Source organism: Pseudomonas sp. GG8 (assembly GCF_052976945.1).
Genome location: NZ_JBRIIP010000001.1, coordinates 2,321,065 through 2,340,131 on the forward strand (window position 1 = coordinate 2,321,065; position 19,067 = coordinate 2,340,131).

16 protein-coding genes and 2 tRNA genes are annotated in these 19,067 nt (G+C 57.7%); 5 read left to right on the plus strand and 13 right to left on the minus strand.

What is annotated here, in order from left to right:
* Positions 1-23: 23 nt before the first annotated feature.
* The 4 genes from ACVBEG_RS11160 to ACVBEG_RS11175 form a co-directional block, all read right to left on the minus strand.
* On the minus strand, positions 24-503 hold the full coding sequence (locus ACVBEG_RS11160) for a cupin domain-containing protein (RefSeq protein ID WP_322179245.1): 480 nt from the start codon (positions 501-503) through the stop codon (positions 24-26).
* A gap of 170 nt (positions 504-673) precedes the next feature.
* Positions 674-760: transfer RNA gene (locus ACVBEG_RS11165), tRNA-Leu, on the minus strand.
* 138 nt (positions 761-898) lie between these two features.
* A tRNA-Cys gene (locus tag ACVBEG_RS11170) sits at positions 899-972 on the minus strand.
* Between the two features lie 289 nt (positions 973-1,261).
* Positions 1,262-2,161: a polysaccharide deacetylase family protein gene (locus ACVBEG_RS11175; protein ID WP_322179244.1), complete on the minus strand. Its 900-nt coding sequence runs from the start codon at positions 2,159-2,161 to the stop codon at positions 1,262-1,264.
* Between the two features lie 199 nt (positions 2,162-2,360).
* Here ACVBEG_RS11175 and ACVBEG_RS11180 point away from each other — a divergent pair, with 199 nt between their 5' ends.
* Positions 2,361-3,179: a DeoR/GlpR family DNA-binding transcription regulator gene (locus ACVBEG_RS11180; protein WP_447107693.1), complete on the plus strand. Its 819-nt coding sequence runs from the start codon at positions 2,361-2,363 to the stop codon at positions 3,177-3,179.
* Between the two features lie 11 nt (positions 3,180-3,190).
* On the opposite strand, the gene otnI is transcribed toward ACVBEG_RS11180, so the two are convergent.
* The 7 genes from otnI to ACVBEG_RS11215 form a co-directional block, all read right to left on the minus strand.
* Complete coding sequence (gene otnI / locus ACVBEG_RS11185; protein WP_322179242.1) at positions 3,191-3,973, minus strand: 2-oxo-tetronate isomerase; 783 nt, start codon at positions 3,971-3,973, stop codon at positions 3,191-3,193.
* Positions 3,974-3,994: 21 nt separating this feature from the next.
* A complete protein-coding gene (locus ACVBEG_RS11190; RefSeq protein ID WP_447107694.1) occupies positions 3,995-5,455 on the minus strand; it encodes a GntT/GntP/DsdX family permease in 1,461 nt (486 codons plus the stop codon).
* Between the two features lie 189 nt (positions 5,456-5,644).
* The gene (gene otnC / locus ACVBEG_RS11195) at positions 5,645-6,283 is read right to left on the minus strand and encodes a 3-oxo-tetronate 4-phosphate decarboxylase (protein ID WP_322179240.1); all 639 of its coding nucleotides are present in this window, start codon (positions 6,281-6,283) and stop codon (positions 5,645-5,647) included.
* A complete protein-coding gene (gene otnK, locus ACVBEG_RS11200) occupies positions 6,280-7,572 on the minus strand; it encodes a 3-oxo-tetronate kinase (protein WP_447107695.1) in 1,293 nt (430 codons plus the stop codon). The genes otnC and otnK overlap by 4 nt, the downstream gene beginning before the upstream one ends.
* A 10-nt stretch (positions 7,573-7,582) precedes the next feature.
* A complete protein-coding gene (ltnD, locus tag ACVBEG_RS11205) occupies positions 7,583-8,488 on the minus strand; it encodes an L-threonate dehydrogenase (RefSeq protein WP_322179238.1) in 906 nt (301 codons plus the stop codon).
* A 26-nt stretch (positions 8,489-8,514) separates the two neighbouring features.
* On the minus strand, positions 8,515-8,637 hold the full coding sequence (locus tag ACVBEG_RS11210; protein ID WP_322179237.1) for a hypothetical protein: 123 nt from the start codon (positions 8,635-8,637) through the stop codon (positions 8,515-8,517).
* A 275-nt stretch (positions 8,638-8,912) separates the two neighbouring features.
* Positions 8,913-11,060 (minus strand): C1 family peptidase, encoded by a 2,148-nt coding sequence (locus tag ACVBEG_RS11215; protein WP_447107696.1) that lies wholly within the window; start codon positions 11,058-11,060, stop codon positions 8,913-8,915.
* A gap of 447 nt (positions 11,061-11,507) precedes the next feature.
* Here ACVBEG_RS11215 and ACVBEG_RS11220 point away from each other — a divergent pair, with 447 nt between their 5' ends.
* Both ACVBEG_RS11220 and ACVBEG_RS11225 read left to right on the plus strand, forming a co-directional pair.
* Positions 11,508-13,286 (plus strand): SulP family inorganic anion transporter, encoded by a 1,779-nt coding sequence (locus ACVBEG_RS11220; protein WP_447107697.1) that lies wholly within the window; start codon positions 11,508-11,510, stop codon positions 13,284-13,286.
* A gap of 266 nt (positions 13,287-13,552) precedes the next feature.
* Complete coding sequence (locus ACVBEG_RS11225; RefSeq protein ID WP_447107698.1) at positions 13,553-15,604, plus strand: VTT domain-containing protein; 2,052 nt, start codon at positions 13,553-13,555, stop codon at positions 15,602-15,604.
* Between the two features lie 295 nt (positions 15,605-15,899).
* Here the strand turns inward: ACVBEG_RS11225 and ACVBEG_RS11230 are convergent, their stop codons facing one another.
* Positions 15,900-16,022 carry a hypothetical protein gene (locus tag ACVBEG_RS11230; protein ID WP_447107699.1) on the minus strand — a complete coding sequence of 41 codons (123 nt, stop codon included), beginning with the start codon at positions 16,020-16,022 and terminating at the stop codon, positions 15,900-15,902.
* Positions 16,023-16,096: 74 nt separating this feature from the next.
* Between ACVBEG_RS11230 and ACVBEG_RS11235 the strand changes: the two genes are divergently transcribed.
* A complete protein-coding gene (locus ACVBEG_RS11235; RefSeq protein WP_322179233.1) occupies positions 16,097-16,504 on the plus strand; it encodes an MbcA/ParS/Xre antitoxin family protein in 408 nt (135 codons plus the stop codon).
* Entirely contained in the window at positions 16,504-17,181 is a 678-nt protein-coding gene (locus ACVBEG_RS11240) for an RES family NAD+ phosphorylase (protein WP_322179232.1), read from the plus strand. The genes ACVBEG_RS11235 and ACVBEG_RS11240 overlap by 1 nt, the downstream gene beginning before the upstream one ends.
* A 128-nt stretch (positions 17,182-17,309) precedes the next feature.
* Here ACVBEG_RS11240 and pgm read toward each other — a convergent pair whose 3' ends face one another.
* Entirely contained in the window at positions 17,310-18,956 is a 1,647-nt protein-coding gene (gene pgm / locus ACVBEG_RS11245) for a phosphoglucomutase (alpha-D-glucose-1,6-bisphosphate-dependent) (protein ID WP_322179231.1), read from the minus strand.
* Positions 18,957-19,067: the final 111 nt, after the last annotated feature.

Below are 19,067 nucleotides of genomic sequence, written 5' to 3' on the forward strand. Positions count from 1 at the left end.
GAAAACATTGGCAGGGCGATGATTTAGTAGGGGCTGCCATCCTTATGATTAAACAGCCACTGGCCGTCCGCTTGCAGCGCCACCTCAAGATCATCATCGGGATAACTCACTGTGTCGCCTGATGCGCGATCCCCCACCTCCAGAATCACACAGTCGGACTCAGTGCGATTCTCAAGATGGTGCGGCGTCACGCCTGCCGCAAACCCGGCCACCATACCGGGTCGCAGCCTGGTTTCACCCTCATGGGTGAATAGCGTGGGTTCGCCCTCAAGGACGTAGATGAACTCGTCCTGCCGGGAATGGCAATGATGCAGCGCGGATACCGCGCCCGGTGACAGTCGAGTCAGGTTTACACCAAAGTTCTTGATGCCGAAAATATCGCCCAGCGGATGTTTGATCCTGCCCGACATAAGCGAGGCGAACGGTTCAGGGTAGCTGCTCGGCTTGGCCCGTTTCGAAGCGTCAGCCGCCATAATGGCAGTTGGACTTTTTATGGATGACATCAACCTCTCCCCCGGTTTCACGTTCTGATTGCCTGAGCCAATAAATCCAGCGGCTCAATATGGCTCAAGAAGCTCCTCACTTGAAGCGTGATCGGATATCTAGGTGAATTGCGGACCAGAAACAAACAAGGGCCTACATGCGATATCGCGTGTAAGCCCTTGATTTTAAATGGTGCCCGAAGCCGGGGTCGAACCGGCACGTCCTTACGAACGAGGGATTTTAAGTCCCTTGCGTCTACCAATTTCGCCATTCGGGCGGTAGCGCGATGTGCAGGGAATATATACATCCCTACCCAGTGAAGCAAGTTTACTGGTCCCGTCAATGCGACAAAATATTGCGCGCGAAACCAATAAAAAAGCTCCGTAAATCATGGATCTACGGAGCTTGTTTATGATGGAGGCCGAGGTCGGAATCGAACCGGCGTAGGCGGATTTGCAATCCGCAGCATAACCATTTTGCTACTCGGCCCCAAACGTACAACGTCGATACAGCTGACATTGAACGCATACACACATGAGCTGAAAACTTGAATCTAATCTAGCTTCCAACCCTTTGAAATCTATAGGTTTTTTTACATTCCCACATCAGGAATGGACGCAATTCTGGACTTGTTCGAATAGCATGTCAATCGCTGGCAGAAAATAATTCCATACCCTGCTCTCTCGGGCTCTCGACAATCAGTTGATAAAGCAGCCATTTCGCGCGCTAGGCGCCGATCACATGTGCGAGGTTTTTCAACCGTCATAAACCCCTGAAACTAATGCGAATTACTGTCCCAGAACCAGCTCCAGAACCCAGGCAACTGAACAGGCTCAGAACTGTCCCTGACGGTGCGCGCCATGACGGCATGCTGCAACGCTGATCGATCATCGTAAAAAGGCTTGGCTGCGGTTGTCAGACCCGTCTCGCGCGCACTGTCGATCAGTATCTGCAGGTATTCCTGCGCGTGCCGAGCGGTGTAGCGATTGAGGTCGTGAAACGTCACTACCACCGGAATAGCGCCATCGACCGCTGGCAACTCACCTGCTGCAATCCGCTCGCGTACTTCGGACAACTGCCTCAGCATGCTGGACCGTCTGCGCAGGCTGAAATTGTAGCCCCATATCTTGCCGTCATTCGCGCTCAGATCGGTCAGCAACACATGCATGCCATGCTGCTGGTAAGCGGCGAAGGTGCGCTTATCGTAGTTCCAGAATGGCGGGCGCACCAACACGGGTGGTGCACCGGTGATCGCAGCGATGTCTGCACTGCCTTCCGTTAGCGACTGTTCCAGCTCTTCCGGGCTGAGAGAACGATGATTGGTATGCCCCGGCGTAGCGGTATGGAAGCCCAGCACGTGACCTTCGTCATATTCACGGTGCATGATTTTTCGGCCCAATTCACTGCCGCCCGCCCGTGCCGCACGGGTCTGCACAAAAAATACTGCCTTGATGCCCGGCTGCACTGGATTGTGGGCAAGATCGTCGAGAACGGAGAGCGTCGGATTAAAAAAACTGGACGCACTTGGCCCGTCATCAAAGGTCAGCAAAAAACGGACAGGGGCTTGTGCGTGCAAACGCTGCTCAGTCTGTGGCGTCATTGCGATCGGGGCGCTGATACAACCAAGGAGGCCGACAGCGATAGCAAGCGCTGATAAAACGGTGACGATGTGCTTCATGCTTCTACCTTAGAGCGTCCCACGCCAGTGAAGACTGTCGGGCGAAGACAGATGGCGGTAAGTTATTCAAAGCCCATTAAATGACTGGCATCCCGGCGCATTCGCTCGGAAAGTCAAACGTGTCGTTCCTTGCCTGTAGATTCGCTACTATATTTGCTCCGCGCTTCTTTTCTGCGGTTTTCTTCATTCTGGAGCTCGAATGTCTAGTCAAAAGGACATCGCCGCCGAAAGCGGCGCACCGATGATCCCTGAGCAGCGCCGTGAGCTCATGCTACGGCAGTTACGCAAGCATCAGGTGCTGAGTGTTCATCAATTGATGGAAATGTTCGACTGTTCGCACATGACCATACGCCGCGATATCGCGCTGCTCGAACAGGAAGGACGTGCTTACTCGGTCACGGGTGGCGTGCGGATCGCCAGCCAGTTGCACAGCGAGCCTAGCCATCAACTCAAAGCGGTCGTCGAATTGCCGCAGAAGCAGGCGATGGCAAAACTGGCCGCCCGGTTACTGCACCCCGACATGACGATTTACTTGGATGCCGGAACCAGCACTCTGGAAATCGTACCTTTTATCAAGGTGCTGTCCGGCATGACCGTGGTGACCAACGACTTCGGGATTGTCCTGGCGTTGATGGATGCGCTCCATGTCACCGTCATTCATACCGGCGGACAGCTGGATCATTCCAACCATTCATGCGTAGGCGGTTTGGCGGTGGCCACGTTGCGCCAGATCGTCACCGATATCGCCTTCATATCGACCAGTTCGTGGGATTTTCGTCGCGGCCTCACAACGCCTTCGGCGCTGAAGGTCGAGGTCAAGCAAGTCGCGATGCAATCGGCCTCGCAAGTGGTGCTGGTGGCCAGCAGCTCGAAGTACGGCACGTTCAGCATGTACAAAATTGCCGGGATCGAGCAGTTCGACATTGTCATCAGTGACGACGCGCTGACCCCTGCCGCAGCCGACAGCATCCGCAAACAGGGGGTTGAACTGCTGCTGCCTTCTGATGACAGCGTGTAAGGCTTTGCGCGTTAGCGAGCGTTCCAGTCCCGCAGCCACTGCAAACCGACTGACGTGTTGCCGCGCGGCCTGTATTCGCACCCTACCCAACCGTCATAGCCCAACTTATCGATCAACTCGAACAGATAGGGATAGTTAACCTCTCCCAGATCCGGCTCGTGCCGGTCCGGCACGCCCGCGATCTGGATATGGCCAATACCGTTAAAATCCCGTCGCAATTTGCTGGCCAAATCGCCTTCGACAATCTGGCAGTGGTAACAGTCGAACTGAACCTTCAGGTTACTGGCGCCCACTTCCTTGCAGATGGCTTGCGCCTGATCCTGTCGGTTAAGGAAAAAGCGTGGCATGTCTCGGGTGTTAATGGGCTCCAGCAACACCGTGACCCCGACTTTGACCGCCTGGGCGGTCGCGTAGGCCAGGTTTTCCAGGTAAATGGCGTGATGCCGAGCCCGGTCATTCTCGGAGGGCAGCAGGCCAGCCATGACATGAATTTGTGAGTTACCCAGCACCGCGGCGTATTCCAGCGCCCGATCAAAACCACTGCGAAATTCGCTTTCACGGCCCGGCAACGACACCGTGCCCCGCTCGCCGGCCCCCCAATCGCCGGGCGGCGCATTAAACAGCGCCTGCACCAGGCCGTTGTCGCTCAAGCGCTGCTTGAGTTCCTGAGCGCTGTAATCGTAGGGAAACAGATACTCCACCGCTTCGAAACCATCGGCGGCTGCAGCGGCGAAGCGATCCAGAAACTCATGTTCCGGGTAGAGCATACTGAGGTTGGCAGCAAAACGAGGCATGGTAGCTCCTTGGATAGAGGGTTAGACAAAAGGCCAGATCAGCAAGGTAATGCAGAAACCCAGCGTACCGAGCAATGTGGTCAATACGGTCCAGGTACGCAGGCCGTCGGCCACACTCAACCCAGCCAGTTTGGTGAAAATCCAGTAGCCGGCATCATTGATATGGGACATTGCCAACCCGCCACCGCCCATGGCCAGGCACAGCAGAGCCATGTGGTTCGGGGTCAGATTGAGGGTCGCAATCAGTGGGCTGATGATACCAGCAGTGGTCACCAGGGCCACCGTGGTCGACCCCTGGACCGCGCGCAACAGCATGGTCAGTAGAAAGCCCAGAGCGAGCACCGGCAGACCGGTGGTGCGTAACATATCGGAGACCACTGCGCCGATGCCGGTATCCACCAGCACCTTGCCGAATACACCGCCAGCACCGGCAATCAAGATCACCATCGCTACACCGGGCAACGCCGAGCCGATCACGTCGGACACCTGAGTGCGGCTCCAGCCACGACGCGATCCTAGCAGCCAGGCACACAACAAAGTGTCCAGCAGCAGCGCCACCAGCGGCGCGCCAAGCACAGTCATGATCCCGCGCAGGGTCGACTCGGGCGGGAGCAACGAAGTCGATAGCGTACCCAGCAAAATCAAAATAATCGGCAGCAAGATCAGACTGACGATCAAACCGAAACCCGGTGGTGGAGCTGGTGGCAGTTTGGAAACAATGCTGTTGGTGGATTCTTCAAGGCCCATGTGGGACGCGGCCACAGCGGCGCGTTCAATGCTCTTGCCGTTGCCATTGGACCAAGCAGCCAGATCCTCGTTGGTGACATGCGGACCATACACTTCGGCACGAATATCATCGGTCATTGGGTACACCCGACGGGTCATGCGCCCCGCTACGCGATAACCGATGTAGCACAGCAGCGCAGTCATTGGCAGGCCGAACATCAGCACCCGACCCAAATCGGCGCCCAACTGGCTGGCAGCGGCAACTGCGCCTGGATGTGGCGGCAGGAAGGCATGGATGGTCAGCAAGGCCGCACACATCGGCAGCGCAAACACCAGCAGCGGTTTACGCGCAGTGCGGGCAACGCCATAGGCCAGTGGCATCAAGATGATTACGCCGACTTCAAAGAACACCGGCACCCCGACCATAAACCCGGCAACCGTCAGCGCCAGGGGCGTACGTCGATTACCGAAGCGCGTGATCAGGGTCTTGGCCAACGCCTCGGCACCGCCGGAAAGCTCAATGATCCGCCCAATCATCGCGCCCAAGGCAATGATGATCGCGATATGGCCCAGGGTCTTGCCCATGCCGCCTTCGATGGTAGCGACCAGATCGGCCGGCTTCACTCCGGCCACCAACGCCACCAGAATGCTCACCAGCATCAACGCCACGAAGGGTTGGAACTTGTACTTGAGCACAAGGAATAACAACAGCGCTATCCCTAGTCCGGCGGTCATCATCAGGAATAGCGGGCTCATTTCAGAAGCCCCCCACGCCGGGTGAACGAAACGGTTCTGCCACTGAATCTGAAAATGCCGCAGTGAAGGTTAGTCATGCTTGGATTTCCTATTGTTATTGTTTTGTCAGGCCAGCCGGAGCCCTCGAGGCTCGTTGCGAGTCCCCGGGACAGGGCCTGCTTTATCGATCTACCGTGTTAAATCTGCGTTCTACCAGTGCACACCAAAAATCTCTCGCAGCTCATCCAGCGCAGCCCGGTCCAGCGGATCAGGCTTGGGATTGCTCATCAACCAGAGCCGGGCAGTTTCCTCAAGCTCTTCCAGGGCATAGCTTGCGCGGGATACCGAACTCTCCCAGAGCACAGGACCCAGCCTTTCGAGCATTACGCCACGAACGCTATTGGCCAACTGCGCGACCTGCTCGGCGACTTTCGGCGAGCCCGGTCGCTGGTAGCCAATCAAGGGGATGTGCCCGACTTTCATGACCTGATATGGCGTCAAGGGCGGCAAAATGTCGTCTGGATGCCAGACACCCGCCAGCGTCAACGCCACCAAATGGGTGGAGTGGGTATGCACCACGCCACCGACGCCCGGGTTGCGGTCGTAGACCTGGCGATGCAGCGCGAGAGTCTTTGAAGGTTTGTCTCCGGACACCCATTCGCCAGCCAGATTGACCTTGGCGATGGTCGCTGGATCGAGGCGCCCAAGACAGGCATCCGTCGGCGTTATCAACCAGCCATCCTCCAGGCGGGCGCTGATATTGCCTGCGCTGCCGACGGTGTAACCGCGCTGATAAAGGCTACGGCCAACCTCGCAGATTTCTTCGCGCAATGCGTTTTCCTTGCTCATTGCGCGCCTCCCGCCAGTTGCGTCAAGGCTTTGCTGAAGAAATCCCGGCTGCCGAAGTTGCCCGATTTGAGTGCCAGGGCCAGTGGTTCATCCGTGTTGCTGACAGTCGCCGGCACACCCGGATCAATCTGCGCGCCTATCTGCAGCAACTGCACACCCAGCGCCTGAACCACGGCACCCGAGGTTTCTCCCCCAGCGATCACAAAGCGGCGCACGCCACTCTGGCGCAAACCCTGCGCAATTTCACCGAAACTGTTCTCAACCAGACTGCCAGACTGCTCGACACCCAGTTGGTGCTGCACCACTTTGACCTCTTCCGGCGAACTGGTGGCGTAGATCAATACCGTCTGTTCGTTGTTCCGGGCGAAGGCCAATGCCTGGGACACTACGGGTTCGCCAGCTGCCAAAGCCAATGGGTCAATCCGCAGGGCTGGCCGACCGGCTTCGAGCCAGGCTGCCACTTGACCATTGGTGGCCACGGAGGCGCTACCGGCCAACACCACTTCACCGCCCAACACCGCCGGCAGCTTCGAGACGTCAAAGTCACGCAGTTTGCCGGCGCGGCGGAAGTTCTCGGGCAAGCCCAACGCCAATCCCGAACCGCCAGTCAACAACGGCAGATCGGCGCAGGCGGCACCCAGGGTGTACAAATCCTTATCCGACAAGGCATCGGCGATTGCCATGCCGATACCTTGGGCCCGCAATTCGGCGATGCGCGCACGCACCTGGTCGACCCCTTGAGAGACAGTGTCGTAGCGCAACAGGCCGACATTCAGGCCGGTCTGCGATTGCAGAACCCGAACCAGATTGGCATCGGTCATCGGCGTCAACGGGTGATGCTGCATGCCGGACTCGCTGAGCAACTGATCCTGTACAAACAAATGACCGCGAAAAACGGTCCGACCATTTTCCGGGAACGCCGGACAGGCCAGGGTAAAGTCACTGTCCAGCGCGGCCAGCAGCGCTTCGCTGACTTGGCCGATATTGCCGGCTGCGGTGGAGTCGAACGTCGAGCAGTACTTGAAGAAAATCTGCTCGCAGCCTTGCTCACGTAACCACGCCAGCGCCGCAAGGGATTGCTCGACCGCTTCGGAGACGGGAATGGTGCGTGATTTCAGGGCAATGACGATCGCATCGGCGTCTAGCCCGGTAGTGACGTCAGCACTCGGAATACCGATGCTTTGTACGGTGCGCATACCGCCGCGTACCAGCATGTTGGCAAGGTCCGTGGCACCCGTGAAGTCGTCGGCGATACAGCCCAGCAATGGCCGTGCAGTGAATGTGTTCATGGTGCATTCCTCAAACAGGCTCAGGCTTGGCTGTCGGCAGCTCGATACCCGGGAATATCTTGATCACCGCCGAGTCGTCCTCACGACCAAAGCCCGCACTGGAAGCCTGCATGAACATCTGGTGAGCGGTGGCCGACAGCGGCAGCGGGAATTTGCTGGCCCGCGCGGTATCCAGCACCAGGCCCAGGTCCTTGACGAAAATATCCACCGCCGACAACGGCGTGTAGTCGGCCTTGAGAATGTGCGGCACGCGGTTTTCGAACATCCAGGAGTTGCCAGCGCTGTGGGTGATCACTTCGTAAAGTGCGTCGGCATCGACCCCTTCACGCAAGCCCAACGCCATGGCTTCGGCAGAGGCCGCGATATGCACCCCGGCAAGGAGCTGGTTGATGATCTTGACCTTCGAGCCCAAACCATGAACGTCACCCAGGCGATAGACTTTGCCGGCCATGCCCTGAAGAATCGCTTCGGCCTTGGCATAGGCATCCGCCGGGCCCGAGGTCATCATGGTCATCTCACCCGCAGCAGCCTTGGCCGCCCCACCGGAGATCGGTGCATCCAGATATAGCAGGCCCTTCTCAGTCAGGCGCTGTCCCAAATCCACGGCATAGGTCGGCGCCACGGTGGCACAGCCGATCACCAGACTGCCAGGACGCAGCGCGGCCACGGCCCCTCCTTCTCCAAACAATACTGCCTCGGTCTGGTCAGCGTTCACCACAACGGTAATGATCACGTCACACTCAGCGGCCATGTGAGATGGCGAAGAGCAGGCTACGCCGCCCTCGCTGGCAAACTGCTCCGTCACTGAAGCGCGCACATCACAGGCATGCACATTGAAACCGCTACGCAACAACGAACGAGCAATGCCCAGGCCCATCGCGCCCAAACCAACCACACCGACATTTTTGTTATTCATGGGGTACTCCAAAGGGAAACAGCGGCTTATTCCGCGCCAGTAAGGCGCAGACGGCAGGCCACGTTGTAGAGATTATTCAGGGCATTGAGGGCGTAAGCGTTGCCCGCGATGCTGTCGCTCAACGCGTGAATAGGGTCCTTGTCGAACATCGAGGCAATCCTGTTTTGTCTTGTTTTCAGGTTGTCGTAAAGGCTGGTCAGATAATCTATCAATGATCTGATTATGTGAAGTTATTTTTTAAAATAACATTTTTTAACACTCTGGCCTGAAATGCAGATGCGTGAGTATTGGTTCCGCACTGCACTCAACGCATCTGGAGTGAGGCATCCCTGCCAAAGAGTTGATTGATGTGTGGAAGCGCGCCCAGACGTATCCTCAGACTCAACACCTTGAAATCGCGCTGGCACAAGAGGCCTGTGGACAGCTACCGGCGTCCGATTGTGCTGGCCCGGTCCACCTGCCGCCGGCGCTGCGCTAGCTCGGAAGTTGATTGCGGAATAGCCATGGACTGGGGCGTTTGGCGCTGACCCAGTATGCGAGCCAGTGTGGCCCGGACGGTGGCCTCATCATTGTCGAAGTCGCCATGATGCCGCGCCTGGGAGGCACTTTGATTACCCTTTGGCAGGTCATTGGGCGCACGCACCCAATCAGCGTTTGCTCCCGACTGGAACAGCCCGCTGAGTGCCGGATCGCTTCGAATGAAACTCTCCATGCCCAAAATCGGCTCACCATCGGGACGAATGAGTGGGATGCGGACCTGATCCTCGAAGGCATCGGACACCAGGTAGAGGAGAGACTTGTTGTAGACATGCGCGCAATTGTCATCGCGTTCGGCCTGGTCCGTCAGGGTAAACAGGCCGAACTGCCCAATGCGCTTATCACGGATGGGTTCCAGGTACGTCTCTTGGAACAGCTTCACAGTGCAGGCTGGCGCCCACAGGTGACAACTGGCAACCGTTGCTCCAAGTCCGTCCACCTTGCTACCTGCCATCGGACCACTATTCATGGCACCCTTTGACACTAGGTATTGCACCAGCGGCGCGAGGAAAATGCTCCCGGCACTGTGTCCCACCAGATGGATGTCTACGCCCTGTTTCGCAAGCACCGCGAGCCCCTCGGCTACCACCCGTGCACCACCCTCGGCACTAACGGTGGCAAGCAGCGCGTTTTTCTTCATTTCATCCCACTCGGATTTGCCAGTCAGCAGGCGCGCAATGGGTTCCAGAGCATCGTCCAAACGATCGAGCATGAAGTCCTTTGTTGCGTCCAGGACGCCTTCGGGGCGCCGGCGCCGGGCTGCGTCAGCCAGCATGTTGCTCAGGGTGGTCCAATAGTCGGTTTTCCAGATAAATGCCAGTGGATAGCACTCTGCATCAAGCAGGGTCTGTCGATAGCCCGCGACCGTTTCAATCGCGCTGGCCTGGCTGACGAGCCCGCCGTGGGCATAGACGACGATGCGCTTTTTGTTCCACTTCTCGGTGATTCGTGGAAAGTCCACGTCGAGAATTTCGCGCACACTGCCGAGCGTGGTGCCAATGTCGCCGCGAGGGTCGAGCGCGCCATCATTGCCGATGCTGATGACATGCGGCCGAATTTCCCTGAGCGTCTCACTGGAAGACACCGCCGCAGTACCGATTGTCGGGCTGGCAATACGCGCCACCGCTGTCACGTTGATGGGGGCGCCAAGCCGCGCTACCCAGACATCCAACCCGTTAGTGAGCCAGTCGTCATAACGCACGCGACCGAACCCTCCGAGGCCCCAAGCCTCCCCCCAGGAGTTCTGAACCCAGAAGCCGTCCTGGTCATACGCCACGATCGCGAAGGCATGGCCACCGAGGATATCCGATGACGGCTGGATATAGCCGTCAGCACTGACCTCGCTCCATCCGGCATGTACAGTGGCGCTGGCATACAACACGCCGACCTCGGCGATTGCAGCGTGCATGGCCACGATATCCGTATGATTGACACGGAAATATGCGCCCAACGGACGTAATGCCGCCTCTTGCGCAAGTTTTTCGGTCAGCGCCGGCACCTTGCTTTTGGACTGCCATTGCGCTGCCGTACAAACGCCGTGCTTGTACCAACCCTTCATTGCGCCACGGCAACTTGAACCTTCGTAGTCCACACCGGCCCACTCATCGTAGCGACGGGCCAGGTCGTAGAACATCTGTGGGCTCACCTGAGTCTGGTCAGATTGGTACTTACGGGTACGAAAGAGATAGTGCGCAACTGTCGCAAGACCGTATCCGGTACAGGCGCCCTCACGCCCTTGGTCCAGAATCGGTACACCTGCCTTCTGGTAGTCGCTGAGTTCCCTTCGTATCGGAACCTCCACCAAGGTGGGGACATACATGCTGTCTCGGAAGTCCAGCCCGTCAGGCCTGACATTCAACACGCGCACCTGAGCCGCTCCGGAAGTGCGAGCAGATGAGGTTTTCTTTGGAGTGGCTTTACCGACGTCGCTTTTCTGTACCTTGTTTGTCGCCTTTTTTTGTGCAGCGTCAGTGGCTGGTGCTTCAGCGGCACTGCTGACCTCTTTGCCTTTGGATCGACCTGTTCTAGATGCCATTTCGAGTGCTCCTTTGCCGCATTTGCGACTGGCACTACTGACGCTTTTGCGCCCCCCAGCCATGTGGGAAATCGTCGAGGTGTGATATCTCGACGAAGCATAGCCAATGCGGTGGCGGGCCGCCTTTAGCGGACAGCTTGAACTCAATTGATGGTCTGATTCCTGCCCCTTTAAACCACTCAAAAAGCAACAAGTCAGAGGCTCTACTTAACCGTTCGGGCAACACACTTTTCTGATTTCAACGCTTAATGTTATGCGTCCATCGCGAGCGTCGCGCTGATCGAAAACAACTCGATTCAACGCTTGACCTCCATTGCCCGCGCAAGATGTTCACCGAAGCCTTGGAAGCGTACGCTGCGCGAGCAGCTATGCTTTTTTCAGCAACTCAAAGCGCGATTGCCCTTACTTCAACGCATCAGTGCTGCTCACCTGGGGGGCCACGGCTTTATGAGCGATTCTAATTCTTCGCCCCCCCCGGAACCGGGGCGGATTGCACTGCGAGTGAAGGCGGGCGATCAGGCCGGTTGGGGTCGCTGGATCCCTGGGCTCAACACGCTGCGCGGATACCAAATAGCCTGGTTGCGGCACGACATCATGGCCGGACTGGTGCTGACCACAATGCTGGTGCCTGTCGGCATCGCCTACGCGCAAGCTTCAGGCCTCCCCGGCATCTATGGCCTGTACGCGACCATCGTCCCGCTACTCGCTTACGCGTTGTTCGGGCCTAGTCGGATACTCGTGCTGGGCCCAGACTCCTCATTGGTTGCAGTCATCCTCGCCGTCATCCTGCCACTCTCCGGCGGCGACCCACAGCGTGCGGTCGTCCTTGCGGGGATGATGGCAATCGTGTCGGGAACGGTATGCATCCTGGCCGGGGTAGCGCGTCTTGGCTTCGTCACCGAGCTTCTTTCTAAACCAATCCGCTACGGGTATATGAACGGAATAGCCCTGACCGTATTGATCAGCCAACTGCCCAAACTCTTTGGCTTTTCGATCGAAACCGACGGCCCGCTGAGAAACCTGTGGGCCATCGCCACAGAGGTGGTGGAGGGAAAGACCAACTGGACCACGTTCATGGTCGGTGCGGTCACACTGGCAGTAATCCTGCTGCTCAAGGGCAACCAGCGCCTGCCTGGCATTTTGATCGCCGTGGCAGGGGCGACCGTTGTCGTTGGCGTGCTGGGCCTTGACGCCCGCGCTGGCGTGCTGACCCTTGGCTCCCTTCCGCAAGGCCTGCCTGCGTTCGCCATCCCCTGGATCAAAACCACCGATATCGTCCCCGTCCTGATCGGCGGTTGCGCCGTCGCCCTCATTTCGTTCGCCGACACCAGCGTACTCTCGCGTGTCTATGCGGCGCGGACCCGCACCTATGTCGACCCGAACCAGGAAATGGTGGGGCTTGGCATCGCGAACCTGGCCGCAGGACTCTTTCAGGGCCTTCCCATCTCCAGCAGTTCGTCACGTACGCCTGTGGCCGAGGCGGCAGGCGCGAGATCCCAGCTGACCGGCGTCGTCGGCGCGCTTGCCGTGGCCTTGCTGCTGGTGATGGCGCCAGACATGCTGCAGCATCTACCCACCAGCGCATTGGCTGCTGTGGTAATTGCATCGGCCATTGGCTTGATCGAGATCAGCGACCTGCAGCGAATTTATCGCATCCAGCGCTGGGAGTTCTGGCTGTCAATTGTCTGTACGGTTGGCGTGGCCGTGTTCGGCGCGATTCAGGGCATTGGCCTTGCGATCGTGATTGCCGTCATCGAATTCCTGTGGGATGGCTGGCGTCCGTATTCAGCGGTTCTTGGACGCGTCAAGGGCGTTCAGGGCTACCATGACCTCAAGCGCTATCCAGGCGCACGCCTGATCCCAGGGCTGGTTCTGTTTCGCTGGGACGCCCCCTTATTTTTCGCCAATGCCGAGCTGTTCCAGGATCGAGTGCTGGATGCGGTGGCTGCCTCCCCTACTCCCGTGTATTGGTTGGTCGTTGCGGCGGAGCCGGTCACCAGTGTGGACGTGACGTCTGCCGACATGCTGGCTGAATTGATCGAAACCCTGCACGCTGCTGAAATCGAGTTGTGCGTTGCTGAAATGAAAGACCCGGTCAAGGACAAACTCAAGCGTTTTGGGCTGTTCGCACGGCTTGGCGAGCACGCGTTTTTTCCGACTGTAGGTGCCGCCGTGAGCAGCTATCTGTTGACTCATTCTGTGGACTGGGACGATGAGAATCGCTGAGCGACGAGGCAATCCTGAAGCGTAGCCTTCCGGTGATCACCTCTGGCGAATGTGATCTGCGTCGGAACCGGTGCATGGATGGTTTAGTGACCTCAACTGCACTCAATTTATTGGTTTTACCAACGTTGCCCCTGCATTTTGTACGCTTTAAAAACTCGCCGTGGAGTTTCGCTGCCGTGGTACCGGCTTCATAATGGTTGCGCAGCCAATCGGGAAGATATGCACCTTGGTTGCTTCATCACCGGCACTCTACAGGCAGCCTACGAATGATGACGTCCTTGGTCTCATCGGTCATCGAGTTCCTGACGGCGCATCCGCATGTCGCCTACTTGGCGGTGTTTCTTCTGGCGCTTTCCGAATCAGTCCCTATTATCGGTGCCGTCGTTCCAGGCACAGCCGTGATCCTTGCGCTCAGTGCCTTGGTGCCGAGTGGCGTGTTATTGCTCTGGCCATTGCTGGTCGCCGCCAGTTTAGGCGCCATAGCAGGCGATGGTCTTTCCTTCTGGCTCGGGCATCGATACCAGCGCGAGATTCTTGGTTTCTGGCCGTTGAACCGGCATCCTGAACTGATTGAACGCAGCGAGGCATTTTTTACGCGTCACGGCGCCAAAAGTGTGTTTCTAGCGCGCTTCGTTCCGGGCGTCCGCGCCTTCATTCCACTCCTCGCAGGCATGATGGGAATGGCGGTCAGTCGGTTCTATGCCGTCAATGTTGCCTCGGCGCTCGCTTGGGCTCCGTCGCATATTCTGTCCGGTGTGCTCCTCGGTGCAACGTTCAGTATTCTCGGTGCAGCCGCAAAGCCGCTCTCGATCCTGCTGGTCGTTCTACTCGCAATGGGCTGGGCGCTCCTGCATATCGTACGTTTTACGGTGCGTCGCGGCGTCCCTTTCTTCATCGACGCACTAGGGCGGCTGCAGCGCTGGGCTGGCACTCACGACACCCGACTGAGCCGCAGTCTCACCCATTTACTTGATCCTTCACGACCCGAAGCACGGACTCTCGCGTTGTCGGCTGTATTTCTCGTCGGAGCAGCCTGGCTCTTCCTTGGCATCCTTGAGGATGTCGTCACCGGTGACCCCTTGCTGCTCGCAGACAGCGCGATATACCACGCTCTTCAGGATCTTCGTACAGTGCCAGGCGATGCGGTGATGATCGCTGTTACAGAGCTCGGAGACACCAAGGTTGTGATAGCGGTCACGATTGTTGTGTTGCTGTGGCTGATGTGGCAACGCGCCTGGCGTACAGCAGCCTATTGGCTGGTTGCGATTGCCGGCGCTTCGGTTCTTAACACTGTCATAAAAGTTGCGCTGCATCGAACTCGACCCGGTGAGCTTCTCTACTCTGGATGGAGCACATTTTCCTTCCCCAGTGGCCATAGCACGGTCAATGTCGTGCTCTACGGTTTCCTCGCATTTCTCATCGCGCGCGAGGTCCGCCCAGCATGGGGTCTCGTGGTTGCTCTCGGCGCGGCAACCCTGGTGTTTCTGATTGCATTCTCACGCCTCTACCTTGGTGCGCATTGGCTTTCCGACGTGCTCGGGGGACTGGCATTCGGATCCGCGTGGCTCGCGCTGCTCGGACTGTCCTACCTGCGACGCCAAGCCAGGCGCCTTGAGCCAAGAAGCCTACTCGCGGCCGGATGTTCAGCTCTGATTCTTACCGGAGGACTCAATATCTATAGCCGTCATGCGACCGACAGCGACCGCTACGCCGTCAAGGTGGGAACTCCGTATATGGCTGCCACCGATTGGTGGGCGTCGGGTTGGCAGCAACTGCCGGCACGGCGTATCGATCTCACTGGCGAGACGAATGAGCCGCTGACGTTCCAGTGGGCCGGAGGCCTGAAGGATTTGCAAGATGCCCTGCAGCGCAACGGATGGCTTAATTCGGCGGACTGGACACCGGTGGATGCCCTGAACTGGCTTACCGCCCCAGCCGACCCAACAGGCCTTCCGGTTATTCCACTTTTCGCGAGTGGCCGCCTCCCCAGCCTGACGCTCGTTCGACCAAATAGTGATGGAGCACTTACCCGTTCACGCCTCGTACTTCGAATGTGGGTCGTCGATTTCGAACTCACGAACGGGCGTACCGTACCGCTCTGGATGGGTTCAGTTGTGGAGGAGCGTTTCTATCATCCACTATCCCTCATCACGTTGACGTCGACACAGTCCGATGTGAACGCACCGCGCAACACGCTAGCCGCCGCTCTTGGCGGAGGGCGACTTATCCCCCGGAGCGAAGGAGCCGCAGATTCAGATTGGGATGGGCAGGTCCTGTTAGCGCGCCACGGTGAGAAACAGAAAACGATGTCCGACTGAGCGTGACTGTCAGGGTATATCTGCACCCGGCCGCCTCCCGAGCGACATGCACGGTTGTGAGTGATTTATAGCAGGATAGCTGTACTCGCAGGGGCGTTAAATCGTACTACTGGAGCATGGTCCGTGCTCGGGCGCTGGTCATGCACTATGGTCAGCCACTCTCCAGCCTGCGGGGAGTCACTGACAGTGACGCCAACGGTATTACAAGCGGACGACAAGGGAACTATCCATAAGGAGATAGCTCTTTTGGGATATGGCACCAGTACCACGTTGGAAAATGACACGTGGAAAGGTCTTAAAGCTCCAATCCGATCATCTGGCATCTCTGCGCCCAACGGACGATGAAGTCGTTGAGATGCTCCTTGAGGGTGATCTGGCTAACTGACTCAATCCAGTCGCCCGCCAATAGTTCACGCATGCGTACACATGGCTTGTTTATTTTCGTATGCGTAATACACTGGGATTAGTAATTTATCTCTCAGGAGAGTCCTCATGGTCACGGCAAGCCACGCCCATAGCGCTACACATGACATTGACAGCCCAGAGGCCGGGCGGGTCGCGCTGAAGTTTTTTTTCGGTCTCATGGAACACTGGAACTGCTCAGTCGATCAGCAGCGTGCATTGCTGGGGTCGATCAGCACCACGACCTTTTACAAATACCGACGCATTCCAAGCGTGCGGCTGCCGCACGATACGCTGGAGCGCATCTCTTACCTGATGGGCATTCACAAGGCGCTCAGCATCATATTCAGCAATAACCGCGACCGCGTGTATGCCTGGGTCAACAGTCCGAACACGGCTGCCCCCTTCAACGGTCAGACGGCGCTGAAATACATGCTGGCCGGTCGTGTGGTCGATATTGCAGATGTTCGCCGTTATCTGGATGGGGTCCGCGGATAATGGCTGAGAAGTTGGAGATACCCGTGTGGGACAGTGCTTACCGTGTGATCAGCAGTTCGTTCCCGCCGATCACCCTCTTCGAAGACATCCTGGATCCTGCTGAGCTGCAAATGTCGTATGCACTGGAGTCTCTGACCAATGACCGACTGGCCGAGGAAGTGGGCCTTATCAGCCGGGTAGCCCCTGAAGACCGAGTATCCGGACACGGTTCAACGCCTGTTATGGCCGCGTTCACGCATATTGGAAAGATCAGTCGGTTCACCGATGGAACGTTCGGTATCTACTACGCGGCCAGCAGCCAAAGAGCAGCCATCGCCGAGACCAGCTTCCACCAGGAACGATTCCTCGCTGCGACCAATGAACCGGATGTCGAGCTGACCATGCGCACCTACGTGAACAAGGTCGTCAAGCCGATGCACGATATTCGCGCAGGCTTTGCTCACCTGCATGACCCTGATCCTGCCAACTATAGCCCCGCACAAGCATTTGCCAAAAAGCTCCGTGAGGAGAAATCATGGGGGCTCCTGTACAACAGCGTTCGCGCCAATGGGCATGAGTGCATAGCCGCTTTCCGCCCTCCAGCGGTATCCATACCGGTGCAGGGCAAACACATCCGCTACGTTTGGGAAGCCAGAAGTCAAAAAATCGGGTACTTCTTCGAAATTACTCAGTTGTGATAGCCGCTTTGAGACCGGGGTGTCTATACCGCGCTTCGAACATCGACCTTTGATTCGTATGTTGAGAACGCCGCGCGGCAGCCTTGATCTACCCTCCTCTCGCCCTCTCCTCCTTTATAAATTGCCAATCATCTCGGTGCGATGGCCGCATCTACCAACACCTGCGCTTCTGCCACCAGACGCTTGAGGTGGTCTTCACCGATAAAGCTCTCAGCGTAGATCTTGTAAATGTCTTCCGTGCCCGAAGGACGTGCTGCGAACCAGCCGTTCTCGGTCATGACCTTCAAGCCGCCAATGGCCTGATCGTTGCCTGGTGCATGGCTGAGAATGCTCTGGATCGTTTCACCGGCCAACTCTGTGGATTTAACCTGATCGGGCGACAACTTGCTCAGCAGCGCTTTTTGCTCAGGGTTAGCCTTGGCTTCCACGCGAGTGGAGAACGGTTCGCCCAGTTCCCGGGTCAGGTCCTGATAGATTTCGCTAGGGTCGCGGCCTTTACGGGCGGTGATCTCGGCGGCGAGCAATGCCGGGATCAGGCCGTCCTTGTCGGTGGTCCAGACACTGCCGTCCCGACGCAGGAATGAGGCGCCAGCACTTTCTTCGCCCCCAAAACCCAGGGAGCCATCGAACAGGCCATCGGCGAACCATTTGAAGCCCACTGGCACTTCATACAGGCGTCGGCCCAGGCGTTTGGCCACGCGATCAATCATGCCGCTGCTGACCACGGTTTTACCAATGGCGGCATCGGCACGCCAATGGGGACGGTTCTGAAACAGGTAATCGATGGACACCGCCAGATAATTGTTCGGTGCCAGCAGCCCACCCGTTGGGGTGACGATGCCGTGACGGTCGTGATCCGGGTCGCAAGCGAATGCGACTTGAAAGCGATCCTTAAGGCCGATCAACCCCTGCATGGCGAAGTTTGAAGACGGGTCCATCCGAATGCGACCGTCCCAATCCACGCACATGAAGCGGAACGTCGGGTCGACGTGCTGATTGACCACTTCCAGGTTCAGACCGTAATGCTCGCCGATCGCCGACCAGTAATGCACCCCGGCTCCGCCCAGCGGGTCAACGCCCAGACGTAGATTTGCGTCGCGAATAGCATCCATGTCGATGACGTTTTTCAAGTCAGCGACATACGTATTGAGGTAGTCATGGCGGTGGGTGGTGTCTGCACGCAAGGCCCTTTCATAGGTCATACGAGTGACGCCCAGCACCTTCTCAGCCAACAGCTCGTTAGCTTTTGCCTCGATCCATTTGGTGATGTGGGTATCTGCCGGGCCACCATTGGGCGGGTTATATTTAAAGCCACCACTTTCCGGCGGGTTGTGCGACGGGGTGATAACGATACCGTCGGCCAGGCCGGAAGTGCGGCCTCGGTTGTAGCAAATAATGGCGTGGGAAATCGCCGGCGTGGGTGTGTATTCGTCATTTTCGGCGATCATGACCTGCACGCCGTTAGCCGCCAGTACTTCCAGCGCGGTGACACTGGCCGGTGTCGACAAGGCATGGGTATCTGCGCCGAGGAACAACGGACCGTCAATGCCATTGACCTGACGGTACAGGCAGATAGCCTGACTGATGGCCAGAACATGCCATTCGTTGAAGCTCAGCTCAAAAGAACTGCCACGGTGACCCGACGTGCCAAACGAAACGCGCTGGGTGGAAACCGATGCGTCAGGTTGGCCGGTGTAATAGGCCGTTACCAGTCGCGGAAGATCAACCAAGAGTTCTGCTGGCGCTGGTTTGCCAGCAAATGGACTGAGACTCATACGAAACCTCCATGGAGGGAAGAAGACAAAAAAGAACAAGTTCTGTGTGCAACACCCCGACAGATGCAGGGGAGCTATGAGGCGGCAGTTTACTGGCAGTTTGACCGCTAC